Origin of the sequence: Psychromonas sp. MME1 (genome assembly GCF_041080865.1) — a bacterium.
Classification (GTDB): Bacteria; Pseudomonadota; Gammaproteobacteria; order Enterobacterales; family Psychromonadaceae; genus Psychromonas.
In genome coordinates, this window is sequence record NZ_CP160906.1 from 1,937,276 (window position 1) to 1,959,961 (window position 22,686).

Annotated in this window: 19 protein-coding genes and 1 pseudogene; 14 read left to right on the forward strand and 6 right to left on the reverse strand. The window is 38.8% G+C overall.

Going from position 1 to position 22,686, the window contains the following annotated elements; translation table 11 throughout:
* Positions 1 to 285 precede the first annotated feature (285 nt).
* Genes AB2N10_RS08810 through AB2N10_RS08820 form a run of 3 tightly spaced genes read right to left on the reverse strand, consistent with a single transcriptional unit; the run spans position 286 to position 3,951 of the window.
* Entirely contained in the window at positions 286 to 1,332 is a 1,047-nt protein-coding gene (locus AB2N10_RS08810) for an ABC transporter ATP-binding protein (RefSeq protein WP_354624043.1), read from the reverse strand.
* Positions 1,332 to 2,969 (reverse strand): ABC transporter permease, encoded by a 1,638-nt coding sequence (locus AB2N10_RS08815; protein ID WP_369433715.1) that lies wholly within the window; start codon positions 2,967 to 2,969, stop codon positions 1,332 to 1,334. The genes AB2N10_RS08810 and AB2N10_RS08815 overlap by 1 nt, the downstream gene beginning before the upstream one ends.
* A complete protein-coding gene (locus AB2N10_RS08820; protein ID WP_369433716.1) occupies positions 2,947 to 3,951 on the reverse strand; it encodes a Fe(3+) ABC transporter substrate-binding protein in 1,005 nt (334 codons plus the stop codon). The genes AB2N10_RS08815 and AB2N10_RS08820 overlap by 23 nt, the downstream gene beginning before the upstream one ends.
* Positions 3,952 to 4,195: 244 nt before the next feature.
* Here AB2N10_RS08820 and murQ point away from each other — a divergent pair, with 244 nt between their 5' ends.
* Complete coding sequence (gene murQ / locus AB2N10_RS08825) at positions 4,196 to 5,107, forward strand: N-acetylmuramic acid 6-phosphate etherase (protein WP_354624039.1); 912 nt, start codon at positions 4,196 to 4,198, stop codon at positions 5,105 to 5,107.
* 67 nt (positions 5,108 to 5,174) lie between these two features.
* On the opposite strand, the gene AB2N10_RS08830 is transcribed toward murQ, so the two are convergent.
* The 3 genes from AB2N10_RS08830 to AB2N10_RS08840 form a co-directional block, all read right to left on the reverse strand.
* Positions 5,175 to 6,560, reverse strand: coding sequence for a sigma-54 dependent transcriptional regulator (locus tag AB2N10_RS08830; protein WP_354624038.1), 1,386 nt, complete (start codon positions 6,558 to 6,560; stop codon positions 5,175 to 5,177).
* Between the two features lies 1 nt (position 6,561).
* Positions 6,562 to 7,677 carry a PAS domain-containing sensor histidine kinase gene (locus tag AB2N10_RS08835; RefSeq protein ID WP_369433717.1) on the reverse strand — a complete coding sequence of 372 codons (1,116 nt, stop codon included), beginning with the start codon at positions 7,675 to 7,677 and terminating at the stop codon, positions 6,562 to 6,564.
* 178 nt (positions 7,678 to 7,855) lie between these two features.
* Positions 7,856 to 9,304, reverse strand: coding sequence for a sigma-54 dependent transcriptional regulator (locus AB2N10_RS08840; protein WP_354624035.1), 1,449 nt, complete (start codon positions 9,302 to 9,304; stop codon positions 7,856 to 7,858).
* Between the two features lie 379 nt (positions 9,305 to 9,683).
* On the opposite strand from AB2N10_RS08840, the gene fliS reads away from it, so the two are divergent.
* The 13 genes and pseudogenes from fliS (at position 9,684) to AB2N10_RS08905 (ending at position 22,661) form a co-directional block, all read left to right on the forward strand.
* Positions 9,684 to 10,079, forward strand: a complete 396-nt coding sequence (gene fliS, locus AB2N10_RS08845; RefSeq protein WP_354624033.1) for a flagellar export chaperone FliS — start codon at positions 9,684 to 9,686, stop codon at positions 10,077 to 10,079.
* Positions 10,079 to 10,396: a hypothetical protein gene (locus AB2N10_RS08850; RefSeq protein WP_354624032.1), complete on the forward strand. Its 318-nt coding sequence runs from the start codon at positions 10,079 to 10,081 to the stop codon at positions 10,394 to 10,396. The genes fliS and AB2N10_RS08850 overlap by 1 nt, the downstream gene beginning before the upstream one ends.
* Positions 10,397 to 10,424: 28 nt before the next feature.
* Positions 10,425 to 11,420: a UDP-N-acetylglucosamine 4,6-dehydratase (inverting) gene (gene pseB, locus AB2N10_RS08855; protein WP_354624031.1), complete on the forward strand. Its 996-nt coding sequence runs from the start codon at positions 10,425 to 10,427 to the stop codon at positions 11,418 to 11,420.
* Between the two features lie 9 nt (positions 11,421 to 11,429).
* Complete coding sequence (gene pseC / locus AB2N10_RS08860) at positions 11,430 to 12,587, forward strand: UDP-4-amino-4,6-dideoxy-N-acetyl-beta-L-altrosamine transaminase (RefSeq protein WP_354624030.1); 1,158 nt, start codon at positions 11,430 to 11,432, stop codon at positions 12,585 to 12,587.
* A pseudogene (gene pseF, locus AB2N10_RS08865) lies at positions 12,584 to 13,278 on the forward strand (pseudaminic acid cytidylyltransferase). Before pseC ends, pseF begins: the two are co-directional and overlap by 4 nt.
* The gene (locus AB2N10_RS08870) at positions 13,278 to 14,147 is read left to right on the forward strand and encodes an N-acetylneuraminate synthase family protein (RefSeq protein WP_354624028.1); all 870 of its coding nucleotides are present in this window, start codon (positions 13,278 to 13,280) and stop codon (positions 14,145 to 14,147) included. Before pseF ends, AB2N10_RS08870 begins: the two are co-directional and overlap by 1 nt.
* Entirely contained in the window at positions 14,128 to 15,099 is a 972-nt protein-coding gene (gene pseG / locus AB2N10_RS08875) for a UDP-2,4-diacetamido-2,4,6-trideoxy-beta-L-altropyranose hydrolase (protein ID WP_369433718.1), read from the forward strand. Before AB2N10_RS08870 ends, pseG begins: the two co-directional genes overlap by 20 nt.
* Positions 15,089 to 15,706 carry a methyltransferase domain-containing protein gene (locus AB2N10_RS08880; protein WP_354624026.1) on the forward strand — a complete coding sequence of 206 codons (618 nt, stop codon included), beginning with the start codon at positions 15,089 to 15,091 and terminating at the stop codon, positions 15,704 to 15,706. Before pseG ends, AB2N10_RS08880 begins: the two co-directional genes overlap by 11 nt.
* A 4-nt stretch (positions 15,707 to 15,710) precedes the next feature.
* Positions 15,711 to 16,919 carry a class I SAM-dependent methyltransferase gene (locus AB2N10_RS08885; protein ID WP_369433719.1) on the forward strand — a complete coding sequence of 403 codons (1,209 nt, stop codon included), beginning with the start codon at positions 15,711 to 15,713 and terminating at the stop codon, positions 16,917 to 16,919.
* Between the two features lie 23 nt (positions 16,920 to 16,942).
* Entirely contained in the window at positions 16,943 to 17,686 is a 744-nt protein-coding gene (locus AB2N10_RS08890) for a 3-oxoacyl-ACP reductase family protein (RefSeq protein WP_354624024.1), read from the forward strand.
* A 63-nt stretch (positions 17,687 to 17,749) separates the two neighbouring features.
* A complete protein-coding gene (locus AB2N10_RS08895; protein WP_369434660.1) occupies positions 17,750 to 19,489 on the forward strand; it encodes a 1-deoxy-D-xylulose-5-phosphate synthase in 1,740 nt (579 codons plus the stop codon).
* Positions 19,486 to 20,760 (forward strand): ATP-grasp domain-containing protein, encoded by a 1,275-nt coding sequence (locus AB2N10_RS08900; protein WP_354624023.1) that lies wholly within the window; start codon positions 19,486 to 19,488, stop codon positions 20,758 to 20,760. Before AB2N10_RS08895 ends, AB2N10_RS08900 begins: the two co-directional genes overlap by 4 nt.
* A complete protein-coding gene (locus AB2N10_RS08905; RefSeq protein WP_354624022.1) occupies positions 20,757 to 22,661 on the forward strand; it encodes a hypothetical protein in 1,905 nt (634 codons plus the stop codon). Before AB2N10_RS08900 ends, AB2N10_RS08905 begins: the two co-directional genes overlap by 4 nt.
* Positions 22,662 to 22,686: the final 25 nt, after the last annotated feature.

The following is a 22,686-nucleotide window of genomic DNA, read 5'->3' on the forward strand; positions in this document are numbered from 1 at the left end:
TAATAATTAACTTTATCATGCGACCAATCCGCTTAATTAAATGGTGATCATTATGCGGATTGGTATTATACCAATTCCGATAAATAGCTAATCTATTTTACTGGTTAAAACAACTTGCTGCTGCGTTGTAATTTTCGCAAAGGAAATAACCATTTACGTCAAATTACGCCTTGAATTAAGCTGTTTTTCCTGCGCAAAATTTAGATCACATACTTACCGGAATTGGTATTACTTGAACGAGATAACAGAGGGGCTCATTTTCATTGCAACAACAAAAAGTTGTAATCAATTTAAAATAACAAAGTCATGGCTTAACACGCTCAGTGACACCTTGTCACCGACCGAAAATTGTAGACAATCCCCCAAATAATTGGCCTGTTTAATGCAGTAATCATGACCACGATAGACAACTCTTATTTGCTGGTATGCACCTAAAAATTCAACTTGTTTAACCTGACCTTGCCCTTCAATATCCCGTGCAATGGCAATCTGCTCTGGACGTAACAGTAAACTAAACATGGCGCCAATGGGAGCATCTATTAAACTGTTACTAGTGAGCAAACCAAGGTCAGATTGATAGCTATATTTATCTTCGACTACTACCTGAAGATAATTACTCTCGCCCATGAAGTCGGCAACATACTTCGATTTTGGGTGGCTATATAAATCTTTTGCTGTGCCAATCTGCACGATTTTGCCTGCCTGCATTAAGGCGATTTTATCGGCAAAGGCAAAGCCTTCTTCCTTTGAATGGGTGACAAATAAGGCGCTCATTGCCTGCGCCTTAAGAATATCTCTAATCTCATGGATCAATTGAAAACGAACATTGTGATCCAAATTAGAAAAGGGTTCATCGAGTAACATTAGTTGCGGTTGATAGGCTAAGGCGCGAGCGATGGCAACACGCTGCTGCTGCCCCCCTGATAATTGATGCGGAAAACGCTGTGCATAATTACTCAATTGCACTAAGGCGAGCACCTCATCGACCCGCTTTTGTTGCTCTTCTTTAGGCAGCTTGCTTAACGAAAATGCTACATTATCAGCAACATTAAGGTGTGGAAAAAGTGCATAGTCTTGAAAAATAAAACCAATTTTGCGCTGTTCTGGCGGTAAAGTAATGCCGTCATCATTAACGACTTTACCATTAATTTCAATTCTCCCCTGCAGCTCTGTTTGCAAACCAGCAACGGCTTTTAGCAAGGTTGTTTTGCCACATCCACTCTCACCTAATAAACAGATAATTTCGTTATTATTAAGGGCTAAATCAAGCGATTGTAAAACTTGGTTAGATTGATAAAAACAGCTTAATTGCTGAACAACTAATGAAGGCATTAAGAGCTTTTCTCCAATAAACGATTGACAATAATAAAAGGTAATAATCCCATTAACACGATCAGCAATGCAGGCAGTGCCGCATACTCAATCATCTCATCGGAGACAAACTGATAAACATAAGTGGCCAGTGTTTCAAAGTTAAATGGTCGCAATAATAGTGCCGTAGGTAGCTCTTTCATTGCTTCAATCAACACTAAAATAAATGCCGTTAACATCCCTTTTCTAATCAAGGGCAAGTTAATACGGCGAATAGTTTGCGCTGCACTTTGTCCAAGTGAGCGTGATGCTTGGTCTAGTGATGGCGATACTTGCGCCAAACTACTGTCAATACTGCCCACGGCAATTGCACTAAAACGCACCAGATAACCGACCACCAAAATGAATAGCGATCCAGAAAAAAACAGCCCAATTTGAGAAAAACCATAGTTAACAAGCAACTCATTCAGCCATAAATCAACTTTTGTAAAAGGTATTAACACCGCAATAGCGACGACCGTTCCCGGTACAGCATACCCCAATGACGATAAACGGATACAACTCTTAGCCGCAAAACCGGGCGATAAACGTTGATAAAAATTAACCACCAATGCAATGATTAAGGCAATGGTTGCAACAATCATCGCTAAGTAAAAACTATTCTGCGTATAACGCCATAACTCATCCGTTAAGGATTCAGCAAAATAGTGCCAAGCATAGTAACAAAGTATTGCCAACGGCAGAATAAAGGCACAAAAAAGCAACAACCATGCGTAGCCCATGACGCTCCATTTTTTCCAACCCGTTAATTTAAAACGGAGCTCAGTATAAGTTGCACCACTGCGTTGGTAAATTTTCTGCTTACGGCGGCTATAATTCTCCAAACTAATTAAAATCACTAAAATTAGCAGCATTAAAGAGGATATTTTAGCAGCGGTCGTCAAGCTACCTAGCTGTAACCAAGTATCATAAACGGCAGTGGTCAAGGTGCTCACCGCAAAATAATTGACCGTGGCAAAATCGCCTAATGTTTCCATCGCGATTAAAGAGATGCCTACCGCCAGAGCCGATCGGGAAAGCGGTAAAGAGACTCGAAAAAACGCCTGTACAGGGGATAGCCCTAAACTTCGTGCAGCCTGAAACAATCCTCCAGATTGGCCTAAAAATGCACCACGCAACAAAAGATAAAGATAAGGATAGAGTGCCAAACTCAAAATAACTGCGGCACCGAAAAGAGTACGAATATCGGGAAAATAGTAATCGGACATTTGCTGCCAGCCCATCATTGAACGTAACAGCTGTTGCACAGGCCCCGAATAATCTAATAAATCCGTATAAACGATGGCGACGATGTAGGGAGGAAGTGCCAAGGGTAACATTAAAGCCCATTGCAAAATAGTTCGACCAGGAAAATCACAGCAAGCAATAAACCAAGCCACGGGCATCGCAAAGATAAAACTGAAACAAATCACAGCAACAATAAGCAACAAGGTATTGATACTATAATCCATTAAGACGGTATCAATAAGATGTGTAAAACTACCACTATCATCAATAGAAAAAGCGCTTATAACAAGCGCTAAAATAGGAACAAATAAAAGAGTAGTTACTGCCAAAGGCAGTAACTTATAAATATTAGAGGTCAAATTTAACTTCATCCAGTAACTTAATTGCCGTTGCATGGTACTTGGCAAGATCAGAAAGCGGTAGTTTATCCGCTGTAAAGGTGCCCCATGATGCAACCAATTTAGAAGGTTGTACACCCTCTTTTACGGGATATTCATAATTACCTTCAGCATACATTTGTTGAGCAGCATCCGTTGACAAAAATTCCATCAATTTTATAGCATTATTTTTATTTGGCGCATATTTTACCAATACAACGCCCGTTGCATTAACATGTGAGCCGGTTGTTTTTTGGTTAGGGAAATTGATACTAACCGCTTCAGCCCAGCTCACTTGCTTCGGATCTTCTAACATTTTACCTAAGTAATAGTTATTACCTAGCGCATAGTCACAGACACCATCTTTAACCGCTTTCACTTGGGCGCGATCATTTCCCTGTGGCTTACGCGCAAGGTTGGCTTTTAGCCCTTCTAACCAAGTTTTAGTATTTGCTTCGCCGTCATGGGCAATCATTGACGCAATTAATGAGACATTATAGGGATGTTTACCTGAGCGCATACAGACTTTTCCTTTAAAAGCGGGTGTTGCTAAATCTTGATAAGTGATATTTGGTACAGGCCCAACACGTTCAGAAGAGGAGTAGATATTACGCACACGCGTACTAAGCGCAAACCACTGATTGTTAGTGTCACGGTAATAGCTAGGGATATTTTCATTGAGCACTTTACTATCCACTGCTTGGGTTAGCTGTGCCTCATTTAATGCCATTAAGCGGTTAAAATCGGCGGTTAATACGATATCAGCAGGCGATAAAACGCCTTCTCGCTTGATACGTTCGACCAGCCCATCCTTAGCAAATAACAGATTCACCTTAATACCCGTTTGTTCGGTAAATTTAGCCAAAATAGGGTCAATCAAAAAAGGCTGACGGAATGAGTAAATATTAACTTCATCGGCAATGACAGAAGTGGTTAAAGCGGTAAATAGCGAAGTACTAAGTAGTAGTTTTTTCATTTTAGATCCAGTTAAATAATAATAGTTATCAGCTACCTTTAATCTTAATGATAATTGTTATTATTTGCAATCTTATTATATCACTTTTTTTTGCCATCTATCGGCTGTTGGTGGCTATCTCTTTTTACGTTAATATATACCCATGTTATCTCCAGATGCTTTGTCAGGCGCTAGCTCGGATACCAGAGCAAGACGTAACATGAGGTATAATGGGTATAGGAGGACAATTTAAGAGAAGAAAACCATGAAAATAGACTTAAGCCAACTTGGTACAGAAAAACGCAATCAAAACAGTGCCGACATAGATACACTTTCCACATTAGAAATCCTCACTGTCATTAATAATGAAGATCAAACGGTTCCCTTGGCGGTAGCACAAACCTTACCGGAAATAACCCAAGCCGTTGATGCTATCGTTAACGCCTTTCAAGCAGGGGGACGGTTAATCTATTGTGGCGCAGGGACATCGGGTCGATTAGGTATTTTAGATGCAAGCGAATGCCCACCAACCTTTGGTAGCGATTCCTCATTAGTCATGGGATTAATAGCCGGTGGTCATGCCGCCATTTTAAAGGCGGTCGAAAATGCAGAAGACAACATTGAATTAGGAAAAAAAGATTTACAATCAATCCACTTCCAAGCACAAGATATTCTTGTTGGTATTGCCGCGAGTGGTCGCACCCCCTATGTTATCGGTGCAATGCAGCATGCGCTTTCACTTTCTGCAACGGTGATTTCATTAAGCTGTAATGTTAATAGCCCAATGACAAAATTAGCAAATATTAATATTACCCCACAGGTCGGCCCCGAGGTTGTCACAGGTTCATCGCGAATGAAGGCGGGTACGGCACAAAAACTGGTCCTTAATATGTTGACAACGGCGGCGATGATCCGCTCTGGCAAGGTATTTTCTAATTTAATGGTTGATGTACAGGCAAGCAATGAGAAGTTAGTACAACGGCAAATTAATATCGTTATCGAAGCAACGGGTTGTACAGAACAGCACGCCATCGAAGCACTTAAACAAACGAATAGTCACTGTAAAACGGCTATCTTAATGATCTTGTCGGGGCTTAATGCCGAAACTGCAACGGCAAAACTAAAGCAACATCAAGGCTTTGTGCGTAATGCATTGGCAGATTGTCAAATGGATTAAGAAAAGTATTTACCTATCAACCATTTAGCCTCATCTTTATCATATCATGAGGCTAAATAGAATCGGGTTATGCAGGTAAAACCACCCCCTGATCTTTCATACGCGCTATTTTATAGCGAAGCGTTCGTGGACTAATACCGAGTAATTCGGCAACATCTTTACGTTTTCCTCTACAACTATGCAGCGCTTCTAAAATAATTTTCTGCTCTTGATCTTTCAGCCCCTTACCCAGTTCACTAAATTCAGCGTTATCATCCTCGCCATTTTCATCATGGCCGATATCAGAAAGAGAAGTTTGCTCACTCTGCTCCATCATATCTTGGAAATGCATGTCTTCTAATATCAATGCCGACTCAGTAATGATTTCACCATCAGATAAAATTAAAGCGCGTTGCATGACATTATCCAGTTCACGAACATTACCCGGCCAAGCGTAAGCTAATAGCTGCGCTTTTGCGGCGTCTGATAAGGTTGGAATAGGCTGAGATTGATCTAGTGCATGACGCATTAACAGATGTTCCGCAATCGGTAAAATATCACCTTTACGTTTTGCTAATGGCAACCACTGTAATGGAAAAACATTCAAACGGTAATATAAATCCTCACGGAAAGTGCCATTTACTACCGCTTTTTTAAGATCTCGGTTACTGGTCGCTATCACGCGAATATTTAATTTAATGGTTTTTCGAGAGCCAAGACGCTCCACTTCACGTTCTTGTAAAACACGCAGTAATTTAACCTGTAAATCGAGCGGCATTTCTGTAATTTCATCGAGCAAAATAGTGCCATTTTGTGCTTGTTCAAATTTGCCGGGACAAGCTTGTATCGCGCCAGTAAAGGCTCCTTTTTCATACCCAAAAAGCGTCGATTCAAGCATAGTTTCAGGAATGGCCGCACAGTTTATGGCAACAAAGGATTCATCGCAACGCGCTGATTTATCATGTAAATAACGAGATAACACCTCTTTGCCTGAACCGCTGGGGCCAGTGATCATCACCGATGCATCACTGGCTGCAACACGTTCAGCCATGACAAATAATTTTTCAGTACTAGGATCACCGTAAATCGGGGTGCGAGATTCAACCTTATGCACGGGCGCATAACGGCTAACTTGATTTAATAACACTTCCGGAGAAAATGGCTTGGCTAAATAATCTATCGCGCCATCACGCATGGCATTTACGGCATCGTCGATATTGGCATAGGCGGTCATTAATAACACAGGCAGACTAGGGTATTTCTCTTTAATATTTTGTAATAGGGTTAAACCCGACATGCCGCCCATTTGAATATCACTGATCACTAAATCATATTGCGATTTACCTAAGGCAAGCAACGCAGCTTCCGCGCTATTCACTTCATCACAGTTATATCCTGCTAATAATAAGGTATCAATTAATGCTTCTCTTAAGCCTGCGTCATCTTCGACAACTAATAATTTCCCTTGCAACATTCTAGCCTCCAATCGCATGATTCATTTGCACACTACCCGCAGCAGATCGATATTCACCTACGCGATATAAAGGTAACACCAAAGTAAAACAGCTACCCTTACCGAATTCAGATTTTACTTCCACACTGCCTTTATGCGCCTGTGCGACAGATTGTACAACCGCTAAGCCTAACCCAGTCCCTTGAGATTTGGTGGTATAAAAGGCTTCCATTACTTTAGCAATTTTTTCTTTTTCAATGCCAGGACCGTTATCCATCACCGCTATTTCAACTTGATCGCTACCTCTGCGTGCCGTAGAAATATAGAGCTTAACCCCTTCGCCAGTCGCTTCCACTGCATTAGAAATTAAATTAGTAATGGCACTAGAAAGCGCAGTTTTGTTAGCCATAATTAATAGATCGGGATCTGGTAATCGACATTGTAGATGCCCATCAACCTGCGATAAAAGCGTTTCACTTGCATTTTCAACCTCTTCTAACAGAGCACCGAGGGAGACTTCTTCAACCACTTTTTGCTCACCACTGCGGGCGAATAACAACATGTCATTGACCTGTGTTTCAAGGTCTTGTAAACGATTCATCAGTTTACCCTGAAAACGGGCGCGTGAATTTTCCGTTAAAGTTTTATTGGCTAGATTCGCACCATATAACATGGCAGCAGACAGAGGTGTACGAATTTGATGTGCTAACGATGCCACCATTTTACCCAAGGAAGAAAGGCGTTGTAATTTTGCAACGTGCTCCTGTAATAAACGGGTATCGGTAAGATCGGTTAACAGGATCAGCTGGCCGGGGCGACCTTCCAATGAAGAGATAGATAATTGAATACGGCGACCATTTTTAAGCGATATTTCGTGACCATCATCATTTTTAGGCGCAAAGGAACGATCAATAATATGACGCCAAAGCTGCCCCTGTAAAGGCTCACCTAATAATGAAACAGCAACTCGATTAGCTTGCTCAACAACACCGTTTCCATCAATAACAATCAATCCAGAGGGAAGCTCATTATATAGTTGCCCCATATAATTTGCCTGTGCGCGTAGTTGTTTGAGTTCGCCAGAAAATTGCTCCTGCTCTAACACGCCTGAATCTGTTTGCTTAATCTCTGTTGTCATAATGTCGCCCTATTTGCCATTCACCACAACAAATAAGCACTATTTATGCCAAAACATAAATCACAATTAAAAACAACAACTTAACAATAAGCGCGTCGTAAAAATGACGCTTGTTAGAAGATAAAAAAAGCCCGAGATAATATATTATAACGGGCTTGTGATCTGCTAATTCGCTTGCTTAGCCTTCCTTACTTAGTCCATATTTTTTCATTTTTTCAACTAGCGTAGTGCGACGCATCGACAGCAGTTCGGCGGCATGCGATACAACACCATCTTGACTATCTAAAGCTTGACGGATCATCTCAATTTCAAATTCCGTCAATTTATCTTTTAAGTTCATACCATCGGGTGGCAACTGCCCGAGGAATCCTAACGACTCATCAAAACTTTCAGTTTCCTCTGCCGTCACGGGTGAATTGCCAAACATATCAATTAACGCATCACGTTCAGCAATCGCTTCTTGCTCAGGACTATATTGAATAGTTTCAACAAATTCACCTTGCGCATCAACATGACGGTATTTTATTGGTAAATCGCATAAATCAATAATACGATTAGGATGTAAAATAAGTAATCTTTCTAATAAATTAGATAACTCTCGTACATTGCCTGGCCAATTATGTTGCATCAGAGAATCAAGAGCTCGTTGTGTAAAACGTAGGCTCGCCTTATGGTCGCTCTCTAAACGTGATAAAAGTTCCTGTAATAATAATGGGACATCTTCTTGACGATCGCGCAATGCCGGTTTTTCGATGGGGAAGACATTTAAGCGATAATAGAGATCTTCACGAAATTCGCCTTTTTCAATAAGCTCTTCAAGATTACGATGCGTGGCAGCGACAACGCGAACATCAGCCTGTAGTGATTTAGTGCCACCAACACGCTCGAAGGTTCGCTCTTGCAGTACACGTAATAGCTTAACTTGCATTGGCATTGGCATGTCACCAATTTCATCCAAAAATAGTGTTCCACCTTCAGCCAGCTCAAAGCGACCTTTACGTGCAGAGAAAGCCCCCGTAAAAGCGCCCTTTTCGTGACCAAATAATTCACTTTCTAATAACTCAGCAGGAATAGCCCCACAATTGACCGGGACAAAAGGCCCGTTTTTACGGCTAGATATTTCATGAATAGCACGAGCGACCACTTCCTTACCCGTTCCAGATTCGCCAAGAATTAATACATTTGCTTTACTATCAGCAACTTGCTCAACTAAATAACGCACTTCTTGAATGCGCCCTCCTCGTCCAACCAAGGATGTCAGTAAGTATTTATTGGCTTTTTGTAGTTTTTTATCTGAGCCATTAAAGGACTGGCAAAGATGCAGTAATTGCATTAATTTGGCGTACTCAACGGGTAACTCTAATACGCCAATGTGATTGCTGGACTGATTGTCTTCACCCGATAACGTCAAAAAGGCGTTATTAGGAAAGGCATCAAGCAGTTCAATAGAAGCTGCATTGACATCTCCAAGAATAATACATAGCGGAGCGCGCTCATTAATCTGATTTAATAAGTCCGCTTGCATAACAGATAAACAATTTTCACCGACAAAATTTAATACGGTAGATAAAGTATCATATTGTGCCTGACTAGTACCCACTATATAGATAGGAGATCGCTGTTCCATAAGATTCACTTCTAAAATTAAACGATATGACTCGTTAAGCCTATAGTAGGCTGAGCATGTAGCGAACCATTTTAACGCAAATTAGATAAATAAAAAAACGATTATTGTCAATTATATGACGATGCCCAGATTCTGACGGTACAATCAAAACGAAAAAAACAACCATTACAATCGAGTTTTCCATTAGATTTTTTAAGGTTGGTATACATTTTGCTAAACTATTTGTCAGATTAAAGCGGCGTAATATTGACAAATTAACGTTAAAAAAGCGTCAAACAACACAACATAATCTTGAATAAGATGCATTTTCATTAGTAACGAGTATATTTAGCAGTATACGTAGCATTAAATTTAAAGTAGTCGCAAGGAAACAGAAAATATGACGCGTCTTTCTATTAAGAAATATCAAAGTTCGAATTTATCCCAAATTGAACAGGCTGATCCACATACTTTGATATCATTAGTCATGCAACATATTCTAGGCAATTTAGCTGCTGCGAAAGGAGCTATAGAGCGCAAGGATATAGAAAATAAAAACAAATTATTGAACCGAGTAATAGGATTAATCGGTGAATTACAGGATAGTTTAGATATGGAAAAAGGGGGGGAGCTTTCTAACAACCTTTTTAACTTATATTCCTATATGATTTCACAGGTTACCCAGGCTAATATACAAAATAAAGCAGAGCTATTGACGGAAGTCGGCACTTTAATTTCAGAAATAAAATCTGGATGGGACGCGATCCCTCAAGAAATTCGTCAGCAGTATAGATAATGGATAATGCAATCGAATCTAAATTAGATGAGTTGTTTGTGTTAACACAACAACTCAACGCTTGTTTAAATGAAAATAATATCGATGAGTTTCAATTATTAGAAAAGCATTTTTCTTCAAAAATGTATTCTTTGCTAGATACTCAGACACAACAAGCTTTGCAGGATTTCCTTCCTCAGTTAGCAAAGTTAGAAGCGCTTTTACAGCAATTACAGATAGTTGCATCGCAAAAACAGACAATGCTCAAAGAACAAGCCTTGTCTCTAAAACGCAATAAAGGCAAACTTAATGCCTATAAGAAAAACGTATATAAATAAGTAACTAACAGCTACCTAAAGGTCGATTATGTTCAATAATAAAACAATACTCATTACTGGCGGAACCGGTTCTTTTGGTAAAAAGTATGTGCAAACATTACTCGAACGTTACCAGCCGAAAAAAATTATTATCTTTTCTCGTGACGAGCTAAAACAATTCGAGATGCAGCAAATTTTCAACCAGCCTTGTATGCGTTATTTTATTGGTGATGTCCGGGATGCAGAACGAGTACAACGTGCTATGTCTGATGTCGATTACGTGATCCATGCAGCAGCCATGAAACATGTCCCCGCCTCGGAATATAATCCGATGGAGTGCATTAAGACTAACATTTTAGGCGCTGAAAACGTGATAAAAGCGGCCATTGATAATGGCGTAAAAAAAGTTATCGCCCTATCCACCGATAAAGCCGCTAATCCCGTTAACCTTTACGGTGCAACCAAACTTTGCTCAGATAAGCTCTTTGTCGCTGCAAATAATATTGTCGGGTCAAATGAGACCCTATTTTCAGTGGTCCGTTATGGTAATGTGGCGGGTTCGCGAGGCAGTGTAGTACCCTACTTTAAAAAAATAATTGCCGATGGTTGCGACCATATCCCTATTACCCATAAAGAGATGACTCGCTTTTGGATCACGCTACAAGATGGTGTCGACTTCGTACTTAAAAATTTCCAACGTATGCATGGTGGCGAGATCTTTGTACCAAAAATACCTTCTATTAATATTATCGACCTTGCAACGGCTTACGCGCCGCATTTACCGATAAAAATAATAGGCATTCGCCCAGGGGAAAAAATTCATGAAATCATGTGCCCTGCGGATGAGTCGCACCTCACCTTAGAATTTACCGACCATTATCTGCTCAAACCCAGTATTCAATTTTTTGGCTGTGAAAATGACTATGCCATTAACCTGCTTGGCGAGCATGGTCAAGAGGTTAAGCAAGGTTACGAATTTCACTCTGGTAATAATCCTCACTTTTTAAGTGTTGAAGATATTATCAAATTTGACAAATCAATATAGCAGTCAACCATGATCCCCTACGGTAAACAAGATATTAACCAACAAGATATCAATGCGGTCATTGCAGTTTTGCAATCAGACTTTCTAACCCAAGGACCGCAAGTACCTCTATTCGAAGATGCAATAAAAACGGTAACATCTTCCCAATATGCCGTGGCAGTTAACTCGGCAACCTCTGCACTGCATATCGCATGCTTAGCACTCGGCGTCGGGACAGGTGATCATGTCTGGACTAGCCCCATTACCTTCGTTGCCTCAGCAAACTGCGCCTTATATTGCGGTGCAAGCATTGATTTCGTTGACATAGATCCTGTCACTTATAACCTTTGCCCTCTGCAGCTTGAAGAAAAACTGATAGCGGCAAAAAAGAATAGCTGTTTACCTAAAGTGGTTATTCCTGTTCATTTGACCGGGCAATCCTGTGATATGCAGAAAATCCACCAGCTAAGCTTAGAATATGGCTTTGCTATTATTGAAGATGCCTCCCATGGCATTGGTGGATTTTATCAAAATCAGCCCATCGGTAATTGTCAATACAGCGATATCAGCGTATTTAGTTTTCACCCAGTGAAAATTATCACGACTGCAGAAGGGGGGATCGCCACCACCAATAACCAAAGATTAGCGGAAAAAATGCAGCGTTTACGCAGTCATGGTATCACACGAGATACACAGCTAATGAGTGAACCACCACATGGTGATTGGTACTATCAACAGCTTGAATTAGGCTTTAACTATCGCATGAGTGATTTACAAGCGGCACTCGGCGTTAGTCAAATTAAACGCTTAAATGAGTTTGTATCTGCCCGTAAACAGTTAGCGGAAAATTACAATGAACAGCTCTCTGATTTGCCGATTATGCTACCTCAACAGATGCAGCAAGCAGATTCATCTTGGCATCTTTATATCATCCAATTAGAGCTAAATAAAATAAATAAAAGCCATCGTCAAATATTTGATGAATTAAAAAATGCGGGAGTCGGCGTCAATCTGCACTATATTCCAGTGCATCTACAGCCCTATTATCAACAGTTGGGATTTACGGCGGGTGATTTTCCGCAGGCAGAAAAATATTACGCCAGAGCACTCACTCTTCCCTTACATACGCAACTTAATAAAACAGAACAAAATACCGTGATTAGCAGCTTAACAAGAGTATTATCATGAATATCGCGATCATACCTGCTCGAGGTGGCAGTAAACGTATCCCACATAAAAACATTAAAAATTTCTGTGGCAAGCCATTGATTGCCTACTCAATCGAAGCTGCTATCGCCTCGCAACTTTTTGATCGCATTATTGTTTCCACAGATGATAAAGAAATAGCTGATATAGCCCAACGTTATGGGGCAGAAATTCCGTTTATTCGCCCGAATGAGCTAGCAGATGATTATACTGGAACCAGCGCAGTTATTAACCATGCATTAAAAATATTACAACAGCAGGGTGAATCCTATGATTACGCTTGTACTATCTATGCCACCGCTCCGCTACTACAAGTAAAATTTTTGCAGGAAGGTTATCAAAAACTTAAAAACAGTTCGGCACAACTAGCCTTCAGCGCCACTAGCATGCCATTCCCTATTCAAAGAACATTTAAAATAACAAAAACAGGAAGATGTGAAATGTTTACACCTGAACATTTCATGACCCGTAGCCAAGATTAGAAACTGCATATCAAGATGCAGGACAATTTTATTGGCAAAATTTAAAACTGGACGCACCTGATATCGCATTTAGCCACAGTAGCATCCCGATCATTCTGCCACGCTATTTAGTCCAAGATATCGATACCCCTGAAGATTGGGAGCAAGCGGAGCTAATGTTTCAACTACTCAAACAGAGAGGGAAAATTTAATGGCTAGTAATACACCGATGTTTATCGCAGAGGTTTCCAGTAACCATGGCCAGAATATTGATCGCGCCAAAGAATTTATTAAAGTATCAAAAGCGATTGGCTGCGATGCCGTAAAATTTCAGCTTTTCAAAGTAGAGCAGCTATTTGCCCCCGAAATTTTACAAAAAAGTGCAATGCACCGTGACCGCAAAGCGTGGGAACTTCCCGTTACTTTTATTCCTGAGCTTTCCAAATATACACACGAACTGGGCATGCAGTTCACCTGTACTCCTTTTTATTTAGAGGCAGTCACAGAACTTGAACCTTATGTCGATTTTTATAAAATCGCCTCCTATGAACTACTGTGGGATGAACTAATTATTGCCTGCGCGCAAACGGGAAAAGATCTTATTCTATCCACGGGTATGGCAACCTTAAATGAAATAAAACATGCCGTAGAGATATTTAGAAAAAATAGCAGTGCGAAACTCACGCTGTTACATGCTATTTCTGGTTATCCGACCCCTATTATAGAAGCCAATGTTAAAGCTATTCACACCTTAAAAGAGGCATTTGATTGCCCAGTTGGACTCTCTGATCACAGCGTATCCCCAGCAGTACTATTAAGAGCTATCCATAAATGGGGTGCCAGTGCGATTGAATTTCATCTCGATTTAGACGGCCAAGGGGAAGAGTTTTCAGCAGGCCACTGCTGGTTACCTGATAATATCAAGCAAACAATTACCCTAGTAAAAGATGGTATAAAAGCCGATGGTGATGGCGTGAAAAAAGCGGCGCCAAGTGAAGAGGCAGATAGGCTTTGGCGAGCAGATCCAAGCGATGGTTTACGCCCTTTTAAAGAAATTAGAGATGGCTTTGAATCCGCTTAATATATTAATAAGGTGCGATGCATCTGTTGAGATAGGCCTTGGTCATGTCACACGCTGTTTAGTACTGGCGCAAAGCTTTAAAGACAAAGGGCATCAAGTGTTTTTTGCCATGAAAAACCATGCGCTGGGAATAAATAAAGTAACCGAGCAAGGCTTTAAAGTACACATTGCCCCTACGCCATTTAACTATGACCACTGGCTGCTAACATTAAGTTCACAACTAAAGGTTAATGTATTCATTGGGGATGTGCGTGATGGTTTACCGATAAACACTATCATGCAATTAAAAGCACAAAAGATACTTACGGTCGCTATTGATGAACCCAGTGATTACCGCAAAGCATGCGACCTCTGTTTTTACCCTCCCCATGCACAACTCGATAATTTAGATTGGTGTGGGTTTACAGGAAAAATTAAACAAGGGTTAGAGTATGTGTTATTACGCCCTGAGTTTTATCAAAAGCATAAAAAAGTTAAAAATGAAAAACCAAATATCTTAGTGATGATGGGTGGCACTGATCCGAACAATTTAACCTTAACGATAGTAAGACAACTGCTAACGTTAGTAAATGAAATAGATATAACTGTAGTCATCCCTCCTAATCACCCAGACTACTGCGTTATTAAAAATTCAGCTGAAAATGTATCGATAAAATCCAATATTACTAATATGGCAGATTTTTTAACACACATTGATTTCGGCATTATCGCTTTTGGGGTAACAGCCTATGAGTTATTAACCATGCAAATCCCAGCATTACATATCTGTTTAAATAATAACCATTGGCAATCAAGTGAGTTTTTCAAAAAAAATAAATTTGCACAACGAATCATGAAAAGTGATATCAATAACATGAATGCATTTCTACACATAAAACCGATAACAAATAATATTGTTAGTAAAAATATGATAATAGACATTATTCAAAAAAAGGTTGGATATGGATCTTAAAGCCCAATACGCATCAAACCATGCGCAGGAAAACAAACAGTCAGAGCATCTCAATAAGCGTCTTTTTAGTACCTATAACAGAGTGGCAACTCGAGCTCTCAACAAACCGCTTCAAGGTGTTAATGTTGATTTAGGAAGCGGAGATCAAGGATTTAGCCGATATTGCCACAGTATCAATATCAATTCATTTCCATATGATTACCCTAATTTCGATATTGAGAAAGATTCACTTTCACACGACAATGATAGTGTCGATTTTGTTACCCTAAATGCCGTTATTGAGCATATCCAAAAACCTGAAAATATATTTAAAGAAATAAAAAGAATTTTGAAAGTAGATGGACTAGTTTTTATAAGAACGCCGAATTGGAAAATGGATTACAAAAACTTTTACAATGACCCAACTCACGTTAAACCCTATTCACCTGAAACGCTAAAGAATTCATTATTATTATTTGGGCTTGAATGCGTGTTTATAGAGCCAGGATTAATAGAGAAAAGTTGGTTTTGGTGGAAGTTACCAAATAAGATAAAGTGGAAGCTGGCTTCGTTAATCAAAGGCGGTACTAAATCAATTTTATGCGTTGCAACAAAAATAAAGGAATAAAATAATGATTAATTTTGTAGTTCAAGCAAGCTCAAGATCATGGGCTGGTGACATCGAACATTGTATGAATGAAATTAATGGCTACCCTGCTGTGTATTGGACCATAAAAAGAATCTACAATAATTTTAAGGAGGCCAATGTCATTCTTGTGGCTCCGGAATATGATGCACAAGGGGAGTTAAATAAACTCAAATCCCACTTTGAAGATTTAATAATTGTATATGCACATGATAGTAGCCCGCTCTTACGTATCATCAAAGCAACAAAATCACTCAATAATGAGCATTTTATACGGCTTAACGCATTAAATTTTCAGTTTGACATATCGCTTTTCCAACAAATTTATCAATTAGCAAAAGTAAATAACTATGATTGTGTAAAATTCCCAGATGATTATCCCGTCCACTTTACCTGCGAAGTATATAAGCCAAGTGCATTAATTTTATTAAACAATATATTAAACTCGGGTGAGATTGAAAATCCTAATATACATGAGATCCACCCTAAATTTTTATTAATGAGACGCCCCGAATTTAACTGCAAATATTTCACTCCACAAGATGAACTTGATATCGAAGATATTGAAGAATATCGAGAAAATATGAAGCAAGTTATGTTCAGCGAAAGGCAAGAAGTATCTGGTGACAAACAGATACTATCGGGAGACCAATTAACTTATCACTATGATTTGTCCGAGGAGTTCATGAATAGCAAAGGAATAACCTCAGGGAAAATTCTCGATATAGCCTGTGGAACAGGCTATGGTTCAAAAAAATTAAGTGGAAAAAATTACCAAATAGTAGCAGCGGACTATGATAAACAACAAATAGAAAAAAATATAGTTGCACTAGCGCATTGCCAAGATATTGCCTTTAAACAGGAAGACATAACTAACATATCATTTCCCGATAATACTTTTGATGTAGCATTAAGTATGGAAACAATTGAGCATGTTGAGCCTCACAAAACGTTACGCGAATTAAAAAGAGTAATCAAAGATGGGGGATATTTAATTATTAGCACCCCTCAAAACTCATGCCCAAGTAAATGCGTTAACCCACAACATATCTATGAATACTCCTTAAAAGAACTGACTGATTTGGTTTCTCAATACTTTGCTATTGAACGTATAACAGGGTTAAAAGCAGGAAAAATTCATTTTAATGATGATCCTATTGGTGCAAACACTATTATTTTTGCTCGCAATCAATAATATACAGATAAAACGAGAATATTTTGAAAAATAACAATAAAGTAGTTTTAGTAACTGGCTCTAGTCGAGGTATCGGGAGAAGCATTGCTATTGGTTTCGCTAAGCAAGGCTATAAGGTTATCATCAATTACAATCACTCTCCTAAACAAGCAGAAAATACCGTTGATGAAATAAATCAATTTGGTGGAATTGCAGTTTCTTTTAAAGCAGATGTTTCTATACGAAAAGAAGTTATTAAAATGAAAGAATTCATTTTAGAAACATTCGGAAAATTAGATATTCTAATTAATAATGCAGGTATTAATAGACAAAAAACATTCTGGGAAATCGATGATGATGAATGGGATCTATTAATGAACGTCAATTTAAAATCGGTATTTATATGTAGCCAAGAATTTATGCCTCTTATGATTGAAAACAAATGGGGGCGCATTGTTAACATATCTTCTGTTTCAGGTGATTATGGAGGACCGAAAACCTTGCATTACGCAACCTCTAAAGGTGCAATACAAACATTAACAAAAGGATTAGCAAGGTATGGCTCGCCTGATGTTTTAGTTAACGCAATTTCTCCTGGTATTATCAAAACTGAAATGACTGAAAAAGAACTAGAAGGTAAAGCAGGGCAAGAGTATTTAGATAAAGTTTTATTAAAAAGAGCTGGTGATATGGACGATATTGTTGAAGCGTGCCTATTTCTAACTTCAACAAAACAAAACTACACAACTGGCCACACCATTAAAATAAATGGTGGTCTATACCTATAGCTATATTATTTTTTTATCGCTACGAACCATAACATAGAAATAAAGGAATACCATTTGAAAAACATGCCAACAAGTCAATCAATAAGCAATTTAAACTTAAATGAACTTAATGAGCTAGCAGAAAAAATTCGCACATTCATAATTTCCAACGTATCAAAAACTGGTGGGCATATCGGTGCAAATTTGGGTGTTATTGAATTAACCATTGCCCTTCATTATGTTTTTGATTTACAAAAAGATAAATTACTTTTTGATGTGGGTCATCAAGGCTATACACATAAATTATTAACGGGTAGAGCCGAACTTTTTCCAAGTTTAAATTCCATCGGAGGAATGTCTCGTTTTATTTGCCCAAAGGAAAGTAAATACGATATTTTAGATGCATCTCATGGCGGCACCGCAGTTTCTATCGGTACAGGAATTGCCTATGCGAATAAAATAAGTAACAGTGACTGTATCACTGTTGCCATCGTCGGGGATGGTGCGTTTGTTGAAGGAATGACCTTTGAAGGTCTTAATTACGCAACACAAAGCCCACTTCCCCTACTTATTATCATTAACGATAATGGTATGTCTATCCCTAAAAATGTAGGCAGCGTGAACCATATTTTGGCTAATGAACAAAGTGCATCTGATTATTTTAAGGCGATGAATTTCGATTATTTCCACATCGGAGATGGCCATGATTTAGCCTCTAGCATCAAAGTATTACAACAAGCTAAACACGCATTACAAAATAAAACAACTATCGTGCATGTTAAAACAGTCAAAGGTAAAGGCTTAGATATTGCTAAAAACCACCCGTACAAACTGCATTTCTCAATGCCCTTTGACCCTCTTGATGGCGCCAGTACCTCTCCAACGCCAGCAGGCAAATCCTATACAGAAGTAATTGGCAATACACTAAGTCGATTAATAAGCAATGATCAAAGTATATTTGCATTAACGCCATCAACCCCCTATGCGTCTGGATTGGATAAGTTACTTATTGATTTTCCAGAAAATAGTATTGATGTTGGCATGGCCGAGCAGCAAGCGGCAGGTATGGCTGCAGGTTTAGCAATGAGCCATAAAAAAGTGTTTTTATGCTATCAATCTACCTTTATGCAACGGGCCATGGATCAAATATTCCACGATATATGCTTTATGAATTTACCTGTTACTATTATCTCGTCTCGTTCTGGCTTTGCTGGGTTTGATAGCCCAACACACCATGCCATCTACGATTTATCTTATCTACGTGGATTGCCAAATCTGGAAATATTCTATGCAGGAAGTAGTCGAGACCTGCAAGAAATGATTGAATTACGAGCTCATACCGCAACTAAGCCGATGATAATATTACACCCCTATGAAGCTATTAGAAGCGATGAACAGAAATATTTGCAGAAACAGCCCATTGAGCAGAATGAAATTATTTTTGAAGGCAATGATGGATACATTTTATCCGTAGGCAATCGTTTAACCACTGCGATAGAGTTGAGGGAAAAACTTACACAACTGGGTAAATCTGTAGGTATTGTTAACGTTCGATGGATTAAACCATTCCATAAAGAATCCATTAAGCAATTAATCAAAAACACTCCCTTTGTCGTAACATTAGAAGAAAATGTAAAAGAGGCTGGGTTTGGTTCAATTGTTAGTGAGTTAATTACAGATAACGCTCTTTCTACGCCACTTATACGCATAGCAATTGAAAATGACTACACTTCAACGGGCGATAAAGAATATCTGTCTAAATTAGAACAAATCGATTGTGCTTCAATTATCAAACAACTTAACAGCAGAAAGCTCTTATCATGAAACAAAAAGCAATACTAATATTAGGCGGTAGCAATGATCAGCTGTTTATGATCAACACGGCCCATTCAATGGGCTTATTAACCGTAGTAGTTGACGGAAATCCAGAAGCTCCCGGACTAAAAATAGCCGATTATGCACAAGCAATTAATTTCAGTAACACTCAAGATGTCATCGCTTATTGTCAAGAACTCATCGCCAACAAGGTAAATCTAGCTGGCATATTAACGATGGGAAGCGATGTCCCTCATCTTCTTGCCAGCATAGCGAAACCATTTTCATGGGTAGCACCGAGCTTTGAAACAGCAGAAATTACTACTAATAAATTTTTAATGAAAGAGAAATTTGCCCAACATAATATTGCCATTCCACAATATGCACTCATCACAAATAGTGAGGAGATAGATACATTTTGGCAAGCTTGGCAATGCCAAAGTATTATCATTAAACCCATTGATGCAGCGGGATCTAAAGGAGTGAGTATTTGTAGTGATAAAAACAGCATAAAAGACCTTTATATGCATGCACAGCAAAACTCAAAGAGTGGTAAGGTACTTATCGAAGAATACATTGAAGGTAATCAAATAAGCACAGAAACTATTATTTATAATGGAAAATGTTATCACCCTGGTTTTGCAGATAGAGTTTATAATGATACTCGACATTTTTATCCTTATATTATGGAAAATGGGGGGTGGCAACCAAGTGCTATCAAAGATGAAAAATACGACGAGATATGTGCGCTTATCGAAAAAGTTGTGGATACATTAAAGATCAACAATGGTGTATTGAAAGGTGATGTAGTTTATTCAACTAAATATAATAAAGCGATGATTATTGAAGTAGCCTCTCGTTTAAGTGGCGGAGATTTTTCAGCAAGCCTAGTACCATTAGCCCACGATATTAATTATATTAAAAGTGCAATTCAAATTGCTTTAAGCGAACCTGTCGATTTATCTGAACTTACCCCTAAAACAAATAATGTAGTTGCTAATAGATACTTCTTTTTACCCCCAGGAAAATTAACTTCTATATACGGAATTGAGCAAGCCAAACAAATTCCACAACTAAAAAAGCTTGAATTTAATTACCAAATAGGCGCAGAAATCCCCATTATACGTAACCATGGGCAACGAATCGGCGTATTTATTATTCAAGCGGATAGCTACCAGCATTTACAGCAACTTGTTGACCAAGTATATGACACTATCACTTTTGCTGTTGACGACATAGCATGCAATGGTCATCCTAAACATTACAAAGTATTACAATGACTAGCTTATATAAAATCTATCACGGCAATTTGGCATTTTCAGCCGTTGAAGAAGAAAGCATTCCTGAAGTGATTGATAAATGCTATTTTCCTCTTTTAACATTTATCGAAAAGAGTAAGACCCCAACGGGATTAGAGCTAAGCGCTTATAGCTTAGAAAAAATTGCCCTGTATCGCCCCCTGTGGATTGAAAAATTCAAAGCGCTTCACGCGCAAAATCTTATTGAGCTTATCGGCAGTGGTTATATGCAAATAATCGGCCCTCTGGTTCCCTATGAAGTCAATATTGCCAACCAGAAAATTGGCAGAGAGGTGTATCAACAGATTTTAGGTATAACACCTAGCCTTGCCTATGTTAACGAGCAAGTTTTTTCCAAATCAATGGTCGATATTTATTATGAAGCTGGCTATGTCGGTATTGTGATGGAATGGAATAATGCCTTTACCAAACATAAAGAGTGGCAAAAAAGTTATGCATTTACCCCGGTTATAGCATCCGGCCTGAAACAAAAACTGCCTCTGCTATGGACAGATAGTATTATTTTTCAAAAATTTCAACGAGTAATACATAGTGAAAATATTGCAGAGGATTATTTAGCACAAATAACTTATTACATAACAAAAGGCTACCAAGCACTACCTATTTATACTTCTGATTTAGAGGTGTTTAATTATCGACCGGGGCGATTTGAAACGGAAGCGTTAATTGCTCACAATGAATGGCAAATCATCTTAGAAACGATTGAAAAGCTTAAACTTATCGGTGACTTTGTTTTACCATCTCAAGTGCTTATAGACCATTTACGTGCTGACATCAATCTGACACTAACTTCAAATTGCACACCTGTTATCGTCAAGAAACAGCAAAAGTATTCACTGAGCCGCTGGGCTGCCTGTGGACGTGGCGCGACCTACATTAATCACTTATGTTATAACTATTTTCGCACTATAAAATCATCGACCAATACAAATGATTGGAAAAAACTTCTACAATATTGGGGCAGCGATTATCGCACGCATATAACCCTAAAAAAATGGGCTGATGCCTTAGATTTTTTACGGCCATTAAAAACAAATGAAGAGCTAAAAAAATCACTGTTGCACGTTGTTAATGATATTTCAGTAACGAATGAAAAACAGCAATTAACCATCAGTAAAGATGGGCTAAGTTTTACTTTTCTAACACTCAAAGGACTCTGTTTAAAATCAATTATCCATCATGGTGAACGGCAAGCTATCGGCACCGTCATGCATGGTGATTTAGACTTTATTCATCATGGTGCTGACTATTACACTGGAACGACGGTTATCGATTATGCAGAAGGTGGCCGTATAACCGATTTATGTAACGTGAGCGATTATAAGCTGCAAGAGACAGAAAACGGCATAACTCTAAGTGCAGTAATTCCTTTAAAGACATTAGGGAAAATAGAAAAAGCGTGGCATATTGACTTCACTACACAGCAGCTATGCTACGATGCAAATATCACCCTGAGTGCAAGTATTAAAGGCTCTATTCGTTTGGGTACTATTACCTTAATACCGCAAAAACATAAAGAGTTGTGGTATGAATGCAAAAATGGAGGCTGTGCATATGAACGTTACCAACTTGATGCAAATACTCACATTAACCATGCGCAGGCATCCTCATTACTACAAAGTAGTCAAAGTGGAATAGGGGCAACGGATGGCGTTATTGCCTTTGGAAAAAATAACAGTAGAATTTTAACGATTAACATAGACCAAACAGCCAGTTACCCTTTTGTCATGTTACAAAACAGCATTGATGATAATCTGTTTTTAACTCGACTATTTTTCAGCTTGCAAGAGCTTGACGATACACTGAAAGAAATTGACAACAACTCATTTAGATTAAAATACAGTATTAACTTACAACAGTAAAAGCAAGTGGTCACAATAGCATGAC

Excerpts from the sequence above, each read along its gene's own strand:
- pseG (WP_369433718.1), top strand. The coding sequence starts at position 14,128 with ATGGCTTTGAATCCGCTTAATATATTAATAAGGTGCGATGCATCTGTT.
- AB2N10_RS08840 (WP_354624035.1), bottom strand. The coding sequence starts at position 9,304 with ATGGAACAGCGATCTCCTATCTATATAGTGGGTACTAGTCAGGCACAA.
- murQ (WP_354624039.1), top strand. The coding sequence starts at position 4,196 with ATGAAAATAGACTTAAGCCAACTTGGTACAGAAAAACGCAATCAAAAC.
- AB2N10_RS08895 (WP_369434660.1), top strand. The coding sequence starts at position 17,750 with ATGCCAACAAGTCAATCAATAAGCAATTTAAACTTAAATGAACTTAAT.
- AB2N10_RS08835 (WP_369433717.1), bottom strand. The coding sequence starts at position 7,677 with ATGACAACAGAGATTAAGCAAACAGATTCAGGCGTGTTAGAGCAGGAG.
- AB2N10_RS08820 (WP_369433716.1), bottom strand. The coding sequence starts at position 3,951 with ATGAAAAAACTACTACTTAGTACTTCGCTATTTACCGCTTTAACCACT.
- AB2N10_RS08830 (WP_354624038.1), bottom strand. The coding sequence starts at position 6,560 with ATGTTGCAAGGGAAATTATTAGTTGTCGAAGATGACGCAGGCTTAAGA.
- AB2N10_RS08850 (WP_354624032.1), top strand. The coding sequence starts at position 10,079 with ATGGATAATGCAATCGAATCTAAATTAGATGAGTTGTTTGTGTTAACA.
- AB2N10_RS08900 (WP_354624023.1), top strand. The coding sequence starts at position 19,486 with ATGAAACAAAAAGCAATACTAATATTAGGCGGTAGCAATGATCAGCTG.
- AB2N10_RS08815 (WP_369433715.1), bottom strand. The coding sequence starts at position 2,969 with ATGAAGTTAAATTTGACCTCTAATATTTATAAGTTACTGCCTTTGGCA.
- AB2N10_RS08885 (WP_369433719.1), top strand. The coding sequence starts at position 15,711 with ATGATTAATTTTGTAGTTCAAGCAAGCTCAAGATCATGGGCTGGTGAC.
- AB2N10_RS08880 (WP_354624026.1), top strand. The coding sequence starts at position 15,089 with ATGGATCTTAAAGCCCAATACGCATCAAACCATGCGCAGGAAAACAAA.
- AB2N10_RS08870 (WP_354624028.1), top strand. The coding sequence starts at position 13,278 with ATGGCTAGTAATACACCGATGTTTATCGCAGAGGTTTCCAGTAACCAT.
- AB2N10_RS08810 (WP_354624043.1), bottom strand. The coding sequence starts at position 1,332 with ATGCCTTCATTAGTTGTTCAGCAATTAAGCTGTTTTTATCAATCTAAC.
- pseC (WP_354624030.1), top strand. The coding sequence starts at position 11,430 with ATGATCCCCTACGGTAAACAAGATATTAACCAACAAGATATCAATGCG.
- pseB (WP_354624031.1), top strand. The coding sequence starts at position 10,425 with ATGTTCAATAATAAAACAATACTCATTACTGGCGGAACCGGTTCTTTT.
- AB2N10_RS08905 (WP_354624022.1), top strand. The coding sequence starts at position 20,757 with ATGACTAGCTTATATAAAATCTATCACGGCAATTTGGCATTTTCAGCC.
- fliS (WP_354624033.1), top strand. The coding sequence starts at position 9,684 with ATGACGCGTCTTTCTATTAAGAAATATCAAAGTTCGAATTTATCCCAA.